At 54.5% G+C, this 12766-nt stretch carries 13 protein-coding genes; 12 read left to right on the top strand and 1 reads right to left on the bottom strand.

Translation table 11 applies throughout. The features are described from left to right. The 9 genes from ABX962_RS17120 to ABX962_RS17160 all read left to right on the top strand — a co-directional run. On the top strand, positions 1-385 hold a 385-nt coding region (locus ABX962_RS17120; RefSeq protein ID WP_372721255.1), incomplete at its 5' end, for a DUF1585 domain-containing protein. 76 nt (positions 386-461) lie between these two features. After that, positions 462-1889: a DUF1552 domain-containing protein gene (locus tag ABX962_RS17125; RefSeq protein ID WP_372721256.1), complete on the top strand. Its 1428-nt coding sequence runs from the start codon at positions 462-464 to the stop codon at positions 1887-1889. Between the two features lie 154 nt (positions 1890-2043). After that, on the top strand, positions 2044-3417 hold the full coding sequence (locus ABX962_RS17130; RefSeq protein ID WP_372721257.1) for a nucleoside hydrolase-like domain-containing protein: 1374 nt from the start codon (positions 2044-2046) through the stop codon (positions 3415-3417). Between the two features lie 33 nt (positions 3418-3450). Beyond that, positions 3451-3732 carry a hypothetical protein gene (locus tag ABX962_RS17135; protein WP_372721258.1) on the top strand — a complete coding sequence of 94 codons (282 nt, stop codon included), beginning with the start codon at positions 3451-3453 and terminating at the stop codon, positions 3730-3732. Positions 3733-4330: 598 nt separating this feature from the next. Continuing rightward, entirely contained in the window at positions 4331-4657 is a 327-nt protein-coding gene (locus ABX962_RS17140; RefSeq protein WP_372721259.1) for an ArsR/SmtB family transcription factor, read from the top strand. Between the two features lie 74 nt (positions 4658-4731). Further along, positions 4732-5979, top strand: coding sequence for an ACR3 family arsenite efflux transporter (arsB, locus tag ABX962_RS17145; protein ID WP_372721260.1), 1248 nt, complete (start codon positions 4732-4734; stop codon positions 5977-5979). Positions 5980-6202: 223 nt separating this feature from the next. Then, positions 6203-6577: an arsenite efflux transporter metallochaperone ArsD gene (gene arsD / locus ABX962_RS17150; protein ID WP_372721261.1), complete on the top strand. Its 375-nt coding sequence runs from the start codon at positions 6203-6205 to the stop codon at positions 6575-6577. Positions 6578-6658: 81 nt separating this feature from the next. Beyond that, entirely contained in the window at positions 6659-8446 is a 1788-nt protein-coding gene (arsA, locus tag ABX962_RS17155; RefSeq protein WP_372721262.1) for an arsenical pump-driving ATPase, read from the top strand. A 115-nt stretch (positions 8447-8561) separates the two neighbouring features. Beyond that, complete coding sequence (locus tag ABX962_RS17160; RefSeq protein ID WP_372721263.1) at positions 8562-8993, top strand: arsenate reductase ArsC; 432 nt, start codon at positions 8562-8564, stop codon at positions 8991-8993. A gap of 47 nt (positions 8994-9040) precedes the next feature. Here ABX962_RS17160 and ABX962_RS17165 read toward each other — a convergent pair whose 3' ends face one another. After that, a complete protein-coding gene (locus ABX962_RS17165) occupies positions 9041-9508 on the bottom strand; it encodes a hypothetical protein (protein WP_372721264.1) in 468 nt (155 codons plus the stop codon). Positions 9509-10409: 901 nt separating this feature from the next. Here ABX962_RS17165 and ABX962_RS17170 point away from each other — a divergent pair. The 3 genes from ABX962_RS17170 to ABX962_RS17180 form a co-directional block, all read left to right on the top strand. Continuing rightward, positions 10410-11897: an ATP-dependent DNA helicase RecQ gene (locus ABX962_RS17170; protein WP_372721265.1), complete on the top strand. Its 1488-nt coding sequence runs from the start codon at positions 10410-10412 to the stop codon at positions 11895-11897. Positions 11898-11954: 57 nt separating this feature from the next. Next, complete coding sequence (locus tag ABX962_RS17175) at positions 11955-12173, top strand: DUF2945 domain-containing protein (RefSeq protein ID WP_372721266.1); 219 nt, start codon at positions 11955-11957, stop codon at positions 12171-12173. Next, positions 12170-12766: SDR family NAD(P)-dependent oxidoreductase (locus tag ABX962_RS17180; protein WP_372721267.1), on the top strand; the 597-nt coding region annotated here is incomplete at its 3' end. The genes ABX962_RS17175 and ABX962_RS17180, both read left to right, overlap by 4 nt.

Raw genomic sequence — 12766 nt, forward strand, 5'->3', positions numbered from 1 at the left:
GTTGGCGTTCGGATTGGAAAAGTTTGATGGCGTGGGCGTCTATCATGAGCAGGACCAATTCGGAAACAAGCTGCGAGACGACGGCGAAGTGCTGTTTCCAGGCGACGCCAAGCCGGTGAAGTACCAGTCGTCCGCGAAGCTGATGAAGGTGTTGTCCGCCAGCGATCGCGTTCGCGAGAGTCTGACATGGAAGGTCACGCAGTTTGCGATGGGGCGTCCCCTCACCGCCGCCGATGCACCGATCGTCGCCGCCATCCACAAGTCGGCTCAATCCGCCGGCGGAACGTACCCCAGTTTGATGACCGCGATTGTCCTCAGCGATCTCGTGCAAAAATCGAGGCCTACGGAAACAAGTGATACAGGAAAATGGGTGACAGGAAAATGAAACACAGTCGCCTTCATCTTCTTGTCGTTCATCTTCCTGTAAACCAACTCCCATCCCCACACCTGGAGACCCACCAATGAAGAATACTTGCATTGATCGACGGATGCTGCTTAAGGGAATCGGTGGCATCACCATCGGACTGCCGTTCCTCGAGGAGATGCTGGTTTCGACGGCCCACGCGGCCGAGAAGGCGATCATTCCGGCGCGGGCCTTCAACGTTTTCTTTGGCCTCGGCATTCCAGCGCCGCTGCAAAAAGAAGGCTTTACGGGGGTGCTTGAACCTCTGAAACCGCTTGGCAACAAATTGTTGATCATGCGTGGCGTCGACCATGTGCGGGCTGACGAAAAAGGAATCAACGCACACTACGACGGTGCGACCGCCGCCTTCACCGCCGAACCGCCGGACGGAGAAGCGAAAGCGGGCGGTGCTTCGATTGACCAGATGGTTCGCCGCGCCCACAACCCGAACGGTCTGCCACCCGGAATGGTGCCGACGTTGGTGGCTGGTACGTTCTTTCGCCGCAGTCGTGTTGGCCGCTACGTGCACAGTTTCAACCCCGATGGAACCGTGGCTGCCACGATGCAAGAGAAGCCTCGCGACGTGTTCGAGCGTGTCTTCGGATCACTGGCGACGCCAAACGAATCGAGTGACGCGCGGCGTGATCGACTCAAACGCAGCGTGCTCGACACCGTTGCCGAGGAGTACAAGTTCTACACCGGAACCAACTCGCCGCTCGGAAGAGCTTCGAGAGCACGGATCGTCGAGCATCTGGAACGGATCCGCGAGTTCGAGCAGCGAGCGTATGCGATGAAGTCAAAAAGCGATGGCGGACCGACGCTGCCCGCCGAATCGAACCTGTTGCACGGCGGCGCTGCCGATCCCGGAGGGATGGGCATCGACATCACCGTGGATGAACTCACTAGCGAATGGCGGTTGATGGCGGATCTGTACGCGATGGCAATTCAAATGGATCGCGTTCGTTTCGGTTCGCTCACGTTCCTTGCCGCCGGAGAACGCATTCGCTTGAAAGGCGACTACGAATATGACGGTCGCAAGGTCTTTGCCTTCGACGATGCGGCTCAGCACAAAGCCTCGGGCGACAAGGGATGCAGCCACGAATGGTGGCACCAGTTCAACGAAAAGAAAAAGAACGAACAGCTACGTGCGCACGCCCACTTGAAGATGCGTGAAGTGGCCTACTTCCTGAGTCGGTTGGACAATCAAGATTCCGTCGACGCCAATGGCAGAACGATTTTGGATAATTCGCTGATCACGATCTCGACCGAATCGGGTGACGGGCGTCACAACGATGTCAAACGTGAGCTGTCCGGGGTCTTCCATGCCATCACCGCCGCGGGGCGACGCTTCAAGACAGGCCAGATCATGGACGTCAATGCCGAGGGACTCGACGTTTACAACACGATGCTGACCGCCATGGACGTCAAAGATCGCCTCGGTCCCGAGAAGCGAAAAATGACTGCCGTCGATTCCATCCGTGCATGATTTGTTGCGTTCACAAAAATGCGAAAGTAGCCCCCTTCGCGTTCTCAATTTTCGGTCACGCATTTTCTGTCATTGAAATCCGTGTCCGACTTTCGACATGGTTCGGCAACACTCCGTTGACTCTTTATCTCATGACGAAAGACGATTCGAGCAAATGATTTATCGTGAAATTACCCTTGTTTCCGCAGTCGTGTGCGTTGCTATTCTATGTCTCTCTCCGGTTCTTGCTGCTGACTCGCATCGGCTGCGCGTGATTGTGGAGACCGACATCGGTGGTGACGCAGACGATCAAGCATCACTGGTGCGGTTCCTGCTGTATTCCAACGAATGGGATGTGGAAGGGATCATTGCGGACCGGCCCGCCAACAAATTCCACAGTGACCCCGTCCGCAACCACAAAGGGATCAAAGCAAACGACGGCTACGAACTGTTGCTTGGTTACCTCGATGCCTATGCTCTTGTGTACGATTCGCTGCGGCGGCACGCTCCAAACTATCCCGACCCCGCAAGCTTGCGTCCCTTAGCTGTTCCGGGATGGAACGATTCGGACTCAGGTGTGGAGCTGCTGATTTCCGCCGCCGACCGGGACGACTCTCGTCCGATCTGGTATGGAAACTGGGGCAGCAACAGCGGCTCGATCAGTAATCTGCGGCGAGCATTCGACAAAGTGAAGCAGGAACGCTCTGCGGCTGGGTACGAAGCGTTCGTCGGGAAATTTCGCATTTGTACGCTGGATGGACCGGGACACACGCGGCAAGGGCACGAGGATCTCATCCCCTTGCACATCGAAACCGGATATCCCGATATCGGCGGTCGCTGGTATCACCGTTTTCGACCGCTGACCGAGCGTTCCGGCGGCTTTGACGTTCGCCGTGACGTGCAAGAGAATCACGGTCCGTTAGCTGCGTTGTACACGACTCCGAAGGAAGGAGACAGTTGGACGTTCGTGTATCTAATTCCTACAGGACTTAGTGATCCGAACGAACCGACTTGGGGTGGATGGGCCGGACGCTATGGACCTCGCGGCAGAGATTCTCTCAACAAAGCGGGGCCGAAAGGATCACCGTTCTTCTGGGCAAACCAGCAGGATGGTGTCAATGGCAAGACAAATCGCGACAACACGGCATCACGCTGGGCGGAACACATGCAGAATGATTTTCGCGCAAGGCTTGACTGGTGTGTCGCCCAAGACTTCACCGATGCGAATCATGCACCCATCATCCATTGCCAGAACGACGACACGACGGAAGTTCTGAGAGTAGGTGTGGCCGTCGGAAGCAAGTTGACGCTAGATGCCAGCGGCACGACCGATCCGGACGGTGACAAGCTGTCTTATCGTTGGTTTGTTTACGCAGAACCGGGCACCTATCACGGCGAAGCGATATTGCGAGACAGCACGGCATCAAAAGCGACATTGGAAGTACCGATGAACGCACGAGGGAAGTCGCTACACATTGTCGTACAAGTTACCGACAGCGGAGCTCCACCGCTCACTCGATACCGTCGCATTGTCGTCGAGTTCCGTTAGTTGATTGTTTTCTTTCACCCAAGAGTACAAAGCATGAGTCCGAAAATTGTGATATTGCCCATGGCCGCCGCAATCGTGATGCTGCTGGCATTGACATGGGCTGCTCCGAGTTTGCAATCGGCGACGGAAGAGCCCAGGCGGTCGTGGGAACATCTGGCGATGACCGTGGATGCAGCGGATGGGCCTGGAGACGCGGAGACCAGTCGCAAGATCGTTCAGTTGGGTGGCGAAGGTTGGGAACTGGTTGATGTTGAGTCACTCGTCAAAGACGGCGCGTCAGTGAAATTGATCTATTTCTTCAAGCGGCCTAAGTGATGCGTCGGCCAGTTCGTTTCCAAATCAACGGCGTATGGCCTCCATTTATTTTGCGTCACCGACGGTGATGGATTCGGCATAGACTAATGGCTCTGACACGATTGAGCTGGTCGGTGATGGGACCGTCGAAGTCGATGGCATCATTCTGCTTGATGGTGGAAAGAGCAAGGACACACTCATTGGTGCTGATGGTATCCCTTCGGTCAACTTTGAAATTTTCCTTTAGATTCTCGCGCCAAAACGAGGACGCTGTGAAGCATTTTCACTAGCTATCTTCGCCAAAAGGTGGTGACTCGAATGGGACGGCAACTATCCTCGTTCAGGTGATCGCAGCTACAAAACGCAAGTGCTGCAAATTGCTGGGGCTAAATGCTTCCCCACGTTGGTCAAAACCGCTAACGAACTCAGGCATCTCACGAACTTGACGGAGAGATGGAAGCAAACCGACCTATCTAATGATCACAACAGCCCCACCGTTTTGGCAGTTCAGGATGAGCATGAGACCCATTGCCATTTCACGTTTCTCTACCCTTTTTATTGTTGACGACCTTTATCGATGACGATACTATTAATCGTAGATAAACGATAAAGGAAGTGAATGACAAAGCCAGCGACCTCTAAGAAATGCGACTCGACGCCGGTGAAGCTGAAAACGGATCCGAGTGCAGAGGATTTTGCAAAACTTGCATGGGCGATCGCGCATCCGGCGCGAGTCCAGATCGTGCGTCTACTGATTGGCCGCGAAGCCTGTGTTTGTGGTGAAATCGTCGATCAGTTGCCGCTGGCTCAATCGACCGTTTCCCAGCATTTGAAGATATTAAAAGAGTCAGGCTTGGTCCAAGGCGAAGTCGACGGCCCCAAGGTTTGCTACTGCATCAACGCCAAGCGTCTCGAACAACTCAAGGCGTTCGTCGGGGGACTGTGACCGCCTTTTTTTTACCTAAATCTATCGTGTAGCGGCGATAAACGATTTTGTCTCGTTCAATGAAAGACAAGGAAATGAATCACCCAGAGACCTGCCCCACAGAGAAAAAAGGGATCGGCTTCTTCGAAAGGTATCTGACTGTTTGGGTTGGCCTTTGCATTGTCGCCGGAATTGCACTTGGCAAAATCGCTCCGGGAATGGCCAAGTCACTCGACGCCATGGCAATCTATGTCAACGACGCTCCGGTGATTTCGATTCCGATCGCCGTCTGCCTGTTCTTCATGATGTACCCGATCATGGTCAAGATCGACTTCGGCGAAGTGGTAAAAGCGGGCAAAGCAATTCAGCCGGTTGGCTTGACCCTGATCCTTAACTGGGCGATCAAACCGTTCACGATGTACGCGATCGCCAGTTTCTTTCTGGGGACGCTGTTTTTAGGCTTCATCGGTCCCGACGCTGTCGATTATGTGAAGGCTCCTTTGGGGAGCAATCTCGAGGTCGGTGCAACGTATGGTGCGGGGGAAGTGGTCTTGGTCGAAGGCGTGAAGATGCTGCAGGTCCCACTCTGGCGTAGTTATTTGGCTGGGTGCATCTTGCTCGGCATCGCACCTTGCACCGCCATGGTTCTCGTTTGGGGATTCTTGGCGAAAGGCAACGACGGACACACGCTCGTCATGGTCGCGATCAATTCGCTGACGATGCTCGTTTTGTACGGCGTTCTAGGGGGATTCCTGCTCGGCGTCGGCCAGCTTCCCGTTCCTTGGCAAGCGTTGTTGTTGTCAATCGGAGTTTATGTCGCGTTGCCGTTGGCCGCCGGATACATCTCGCGAAAATGGCTGATCGCTACCAAGGGAGAAGCCTGGTTTCGTGACAAGTTCTTGCATTTTCTGACGCCGATCACGATCACCGCTTTGCTCGCAACGCTCGTGTTGTTGTTTTCCTTCAAAGGCGAGACCATTGTTGAAAACCCGCTGACGATTTTATGGATCGCCATTCCGTTGACGATTCAAACACTCGTGATCTTTGCACTTGGCTACGGGATCAGCAAAGTGATGGGATTCCCTTACGAGTCCGCTGCTCCGACCGCAATGATCGGCGCATCGAATCACTTTGAAGTTGCGATCGCGACGGCCACAATGTTGTACGGATTGTCATCAGGGGCGGCGCTTGCGACCGTCGTCGGTGTGCTGATTGAAGTGCCTTTGATGCTCGGCTTGGTCAAATTTTGCATCAAAACGCAAGGCTGGTTCCCTGAGGAGTCTTCCAACGAAGACGAATCGATTGAACCAGATTTAGTCTCCCGTTCGGAGGCGATCCGTTGAATTGGGGCGTTCCGTTGAATAGCGTCAAGCATCGAACGTGTTTCGGAAGCATGTTCCCCCCGAGCCGCTTCAAGTAGGCACGCAGCCTGGCAAAGTGTTTGCGTTACGCAGTGATGCACCACATTGGGATGCACCACATTGGGATGATGCAAGCCCATCTGGGCAGCGAAACCGCTGTGTCAACTAACTAACTAATTGATTTTTTACTGTTGGAGAATAAGTGATGTCCAGAATTCAAATTTATGACAAGGCCATGTGCTGCTCGACCGGCGTCTGTGGGCCGCAAGTCGATCCGGTGTTGCCCAAGTTCGCAGCCGATCTGGATTGGATCAAAGATCAAGGCCATGAGGTCACGCGATTCAACCTTGCTCAAGAGCCAGCCGAGTTTGCCAAAAACGCGACGGTTCAGCAAATGCTTGCCAACGAAGGCGTCGAGTGCTTGCCGCTGGTGATAGTGGATGATCGTGTCGTCAGCCGCAGCGAGTATCCATCGCGTGAGAACCTAGCGATGTGGACCGGGACGGTCATGAAACCCAAGGCGACGCTGCCGCTGGCGTCGGGGTCGGGGTGCTGTGGTGGCAACTCGGGTTGCTGCTAAACGGTGGCGTGAGTTGATTGATGGAACGACGAACATAATGACAGGCTGAATGCTTATCCCACCTTGAAAGCGAGTATTGGAATGCAATTCCTAGAAAATCCGACGCGTAATTTGTTCTTCACTGGTAAGGGTGGAGTGGGGAAAACTTCGATGGCGTGTGCGACCGCGGTTCAACTGGCCGACCGTGGACTGCGAGTGTTGTTGGTTTCGACCGACCCGGCATCCAACTTGGACGAAGTGCTCGGCACGACGCTAAGCAATGATCCGACACCCGTTGGATCGGTGCCCAACCTATTCGCAATGAACCTGGATCCTGAAACGGCCGCATCGGAATACCGCGAGCGAATGGTGGGGCCATACCGCGGCGTGTTGCCCGATGCGGCGGTGCGAAGCATGGAAGAGCAGTTCTCGGGTTCATGCACGCTGGAAATAGCTGCGTTTGACGAGTTTTCCAAATTGCTCGGTGATCCGCAGGCCACGGTGGACTTTGATCACGTGATCTTCGATACCGCTCCGACAGGCCATACGCTGCGTTTGTTGACGCTGCCGTCGGCGTGGTCCGGCTTTATCGAAAACAATACCACTGGAACCTCGTGTTTAGGGCCGCTTGCGGGACTGCAAGCCCAGACGATGCTTTACAAGCGAACCGTCGAGGCGCTTGCAGACGCCAAGCTGACAACACTCGGTTTAGTGACACGCCCCGAACCGTCTGCGTTCCGCGAGGCCGCAAGATCAAGTCTCGAGCTGCAGAAGCTGGGGGTGAATAATCAGCATTTGATCATCAATGGTGTGTTCACTTGCGAGTCCTCGAGCGATACCACGGCAGCGGCGATGCAGCAGCGTGGTGAGCAAGCGATTGCCGAAATGCCGGATACCATTCAGGATCTCGATCGATCCAGCATCCCGCTCAATAGCAGCGGTTTAATGGGCGTTGCGTCGCTAAGGCAGGTCGGCATGCCCGAGAAGAATCGGTCCCTCGATCCTGCCGATTTGCCATCGATTGACACCTATCCCGAGGGACTCGGTTCGCTGATCGACGAATTGGCGAGCGTGGGTCACGGAGTGATCATGACGATGGGCAAAGGGGGCGTTGGCAAGACGACCGTCGCGGCGGCTGTCGCAGTCGCGCTGGCCGAGCGAGGCTTCGATGTGCACCTCTCCACGACCGACCCGGCGGCGCATGTAGCAGCCACGATTGCTGCGGACGAGCAACCAGGGCTGACCGTCGGACGCATTGATCCGGCCAAAGAGACAGCCGACTACACCGATGAAGTGCTACGCACCGCAGGATCCGACTTGGACGCCGACGGCAAGGCATTGCTCGAAGAAGATTTGCGATCCCCTTGTACCGAAGAAATCGCGGTGTTCCGAGCATTCGCCAAAGCGGTGTCCGACGGCGCGAATCGTTTCGTGGTGCTAGATACCGCTCCGACAGGGCATACAATCCTACTGCTCGACTCGGCATTGGCGTACCACCGCGAAGTGACTCGGCAATCGAGCCAAATGCCCGAGTCGGTAGAAAAATTGTTGCCGCGATTGCGAGATCCCGACTTCACTCGCGTGTTGGTTGTCACGTTACCCGAAGCGACGCCGGTTCACGAAGCGGCAAAGCTACAACAAGATTTGCGACGTGCCGAGATCGAGCCATTCGCGTGGGTCATCAACCAGAGTCTGGTGCCACTGCCGGTCACCGATGCCAATCTTCGTCGTCGGCAACACCACGAGTTACCCTTTATTGACGAAGTCGGCTCGTCGCTGGCGACTCGCGTCGCGCTGGTTCCGTGGCAAGCCGAACCGCCAAGTGGAATCGCCGGGCTGCGCCGAATCGTCGGTTCGAATCGTTCACTCACCCATCAAGATCACGGTTAAAAAAGGCTAGCCTGTACCGCCGGCATTCACGACGCAGCGAAACAGGCTGCGTCGAAGCAGGTGACGCTCAACAATTTGACCACGGCAATCTCTTCAATTTCAACAAAGAAAATGCATGAGTAAGAAGAACGTATTATTTCTCTGTACCGGTAATTCGTGCCGCAGCCAGATGGCCGAAGGTTGGGCGAGACACTTTCACGGCGACACGATCGAAGTCTACTCCGCTGGCATCGAGGCTCATGGGATGAATTCCAACGCGATGCAAGTGATGAAAGAAGCGGGGGTGGATATCTCGGGGCAATCCTCCAAACTGGCAAGCACACTTAGCGATGTCCCCCTTGATCTGGTGATCACAGTGTGCGGTCATGCTGACGAAAACTGTCCGGCATTTCTGACCCAAGCCAAACTGGTTCACGTCGGTTTTGATGATCCGCCGAAACTGGCCAAGCAAGCGGCTAGCGAACAAGAGGCTCTTGACCAATACCGGCGAGTTCGTGACGAGATCCGCGACTTTGTGCGCGAGCGTCTGGCCGATTTGATCCCCTGATTGTGGCTGACGTGCCAATGGAAAACATTGCAGTTGTCGTGATTGAATCACCAACACGGCAGCACGGCGGCTAAGCGATCCTGATTGAACATCAGCATCGTCATTCCCACCTGGTCGTCATGCCACACATAGGTGACGACGCCGTCGGCGTCTCTGGCCTTGCCCATGGCAACCCTTTCCGGTTCACCAATCTGTTGGATGACGGTGTCGTAGTGCGTTCCGGGTTTGATCTGGCGAAGCGTCACATCCATCACGTCGCGTGCCCAGACTTGTTTTTGCAGTTCGGATCTGTCGATCCCGTGTGCCTTGCGACACGCTTCACTATCGACATCAATCAAAACAAATTCCTTCGTCCGGCTTGCTTCTGCAGTTTGCCCAGGCGTCACTTGTAGCAGATTGATTGCTGCTCTTGTCCATTGTGGAATATCGATCTCGACAAAATGGTCATAAATTTGACCTTGCCCGCATCCCGCCGCAACTCCAATCACCACAACCAATTGCAACATTCGAATCATCTTGCACCTTAGTATCCGAGTAAACCAACTGCAGAAGATAAGGGCCATCCTAACGCAATCCGCGGGCGTCTACACAACTTAGGGGGCAAGAAAGTGTATAGAGAACAGAAAAAATTTGCCGATGGAACGGTGTACATTTGCTCGGGGGCTTCGTCTCATTCAGCTTCACCGCTGCAATCCTTCGATAGCAGCGCCGCAGGGTGATTAAATCCCATCCGCGGCAACCAATAGAATTTGGGGCATTGGATTGCAAGACGCATCGGTTGGCGCGGCCTCGTTATGAAAAAAACGGTTGTACCAAAGTCGATGGCATTGGACGCTGCAAGATTTTCCCGCTCGGCGCCGGGGAACATCGCGATTCGGATCGTTCCGGCCCGTCACTTCGTTCCAGCCCGTCACTTCGTTCCAGCCCGTCACTCGAACTTGACGCCCTGTCCTATCGAGTTGTGCGGGAAAAGTTTTTGCCTCGCGAATTTCGCAGGCAAAGCTGAAAATGAGATTCATTGTCAACTTAAGCTTAAGCGTCTACCTAAATCCCCCACTTCGCCCCTACGAGGCGATGTCAGCGACGCAGCGGTTCTTCGCCGCAAACGGTTTGGTTCACCAATTTTGGCAATCGGATGATTGACGATTTGCCTAGATGGTTGAAGTCCGATCAATACAACGTCCCAGCTTGATGGCAAGTTTTCGGTGGGGAGCACCATTTCGTGCCGACTTTCACGCACAAAATGACAAAACAAGGGATTGTTGTGACCCTTTCAATGCGTGGGAACGCAAATTGCGTTGACGTTTTCGCACAGCCAATTGCCGTCACGGACGGTCTGCTTATTCACATTCCATCGGGACGCGACGATGGCTGTTCTTTCCCGTACATCGCAAAATTTCACTTTTTGAGATTGCTGTGACCTCTATCAAACAACTCCGCAATCGTCTCAGCGAAGACTTCGGATTTAAAAAGTTTCGTCCTGGTCAATCCGAGGCCTGTAAAGCTGCGATGGAGGGACGGGACACATTAATCTTGATGCCCACGGGCTCAGGTAAAAGTTTGTGCTACCAGTTGCCTGGTCTTGCACTCGAGGGAGTGACGGTGGTGGTCAGCCCACTGATTTCGTTGGCCGAAGATCAAGCGAAGCATATCCGCGAACTCGGCTGCCAAGCCGCGATCCTGAACAGTTCTAAGTCGGCAAAACAGCTTCGCGAGTTTCATCAAGACATTCAATCTGGAAAGGCCGAGTTTGTCTTTACGACTCCCGAGCGTCTTCAGCAATCCGACATTTGCCAATTGCTAAGCGAGGTGGGAGTCGATCTGTTTGTGATCGATGAGGCGCACTGCGTCAGCGAATGGGGCCATGACTTTCGGCCCGATTATTTGTGTTTGCATTACGCCCGCCAGCGACTTGGCAATCCACCGACGCTTGCGATGACCGCAACCGCATCGCCGCACACGATCGACCAAATTGTCCGCTGTCTAAAACTTTCCGACCCGGCGATTGTTGCGACGGGAACTCACCGGCCGAATTTACGTTTGTCCGTGATGACGTCGTATGGTGATGCCGAAAAGGAACGTCAGTTGCGATCGCTGCTAGGCGACGAATCGGATTTGATTGCGAATGAACCGGCGATTGTGTACTGCGCTACCACGAACACCGTCGAGCGGCTTTGCAGCAAACTTTCGGACCTGCCCATGCCGACACTAGCGTATCATGGCAGGATGAAAAAGGCGGATCGAATTGCATCCCAGGAAGCGTTTATGAACGGCCCTGCTGCGGTGATGTTTGCGACCAATGCCTTCGGTTTGGGAATCGACAAACCGGACATCCGGCGAGTCATTCATCATGACGTTCCTGGTTCAATCGAAGCCTATTACCAAGAGTTTGGCAGGGCGGGACGCGACGGCGAACTCGCCGCGTGCACGCTGCTGTACGATCGTGAAGACTTGCGGCTACAGAAATTGTTCGCGGGTGGGAGCCTTGATTCCTCGCAATTGCGAACCGCCCACCACACTTTGATTCAAGGGGTCGAGCGATACGGTGATGACACTGGATCGGTATCCTTGAAAGACCTAAAGCAAATCAGTCCTTTGGGCCAGCAAACTTTGAGAAATTGCTTTCAACATTTGGCGTCGGCGGGTTTGATGGCTCCGTCAGGTCGCGGCCAATGGACGTGTCTTGTTGATCGAATCGAGCACGAGGTGACCGATCGATTGGCAGACGAGTCGCGGTTGCGAAGTGAACACCGACGCATCGCCTTGGATCAAATGGTTCAGTATGCCGAATCGGGCGAGTGTCGTTGGTCACGGATCGCAAAACATTTCGCGACACAGGACGAGCAAGCTGACTCCGTTTGTTGTTGCGACAATTGCGTCGTCCAAGTGGCAAGTGTGGCTTAGCCTGACACCGCAGACCGAACTGGGATGTAACGAAATCGATTTTCCACGGAGACAATCATGCCACAGAAATTTAGAGTTAACCAATATGTCGGCTGGAACTACGGCAGCGGGAGGGCAAAGGGACAGATCAAAGAATCCTATAAACAGAAAGTCACCAAGACAATCAAAGGTAGCGAAGTCACGCGGAATGCGAGCGAAGACGAGCCGGCCTATCTGATCGAGCAAGAAGACGGTGACGAAGTACTGAAAAGTGAAAGTGAGTTAACGGACGCATGAACAAGCTAACAAAATTGGCGATTTCCGCCGCTGTGGCTTATGGTGGAGTGCAATGGGGCCGCACCGTGGTTCGACGCAATCGCGAGTTTTCTTGGCGTGACAAACGTGTTGTGATCAGCGGCGGGTCTCGTGGTCTCGGACTCGTGTTGGCGCGACAATTGGCCGACCAAGGGGCTCGGCTCGCGATTTGTGCTCGCAGTGCTGACGACCTAACCGTCGCAGCGAACGAACTGCGTCAACGCGGTGCCGAGGTGATCGCAAAACCATGCGACGTCCGCGATAAAACGCACGTTGCCTCGTTTATCGAGGAGGTCGCACAAGAATGGGGTGGCATTGACGTGTTGATCAATGTTGCGGGCATTATCACGGTGGGTCCGTTGGACTCGATGACGATGGATGATTTCGAAAACTCGATGAGAACGAATTGCTGGGGCGCTCTGCACACTGTGCTAGAAACTCTTCCGCACATGCGAAATCAAGGATGGGGGCGGATCGTCAACGTCGCTTCGGTTGGTGGCAAACGAGCGGTGCCTCACATGCTGCCGTACGCGGCAAGCAAATTTGCTTTGGTCGGTCTTTCCAACGGTTTAAGA

This window comes from Novipirellula sp., from assembly GCF_041583735.1.
GTDB lineage: Bacteria > Planctomycetota > Planctomycetia > Pirellulales > Pirellulaceae > Novipirellula.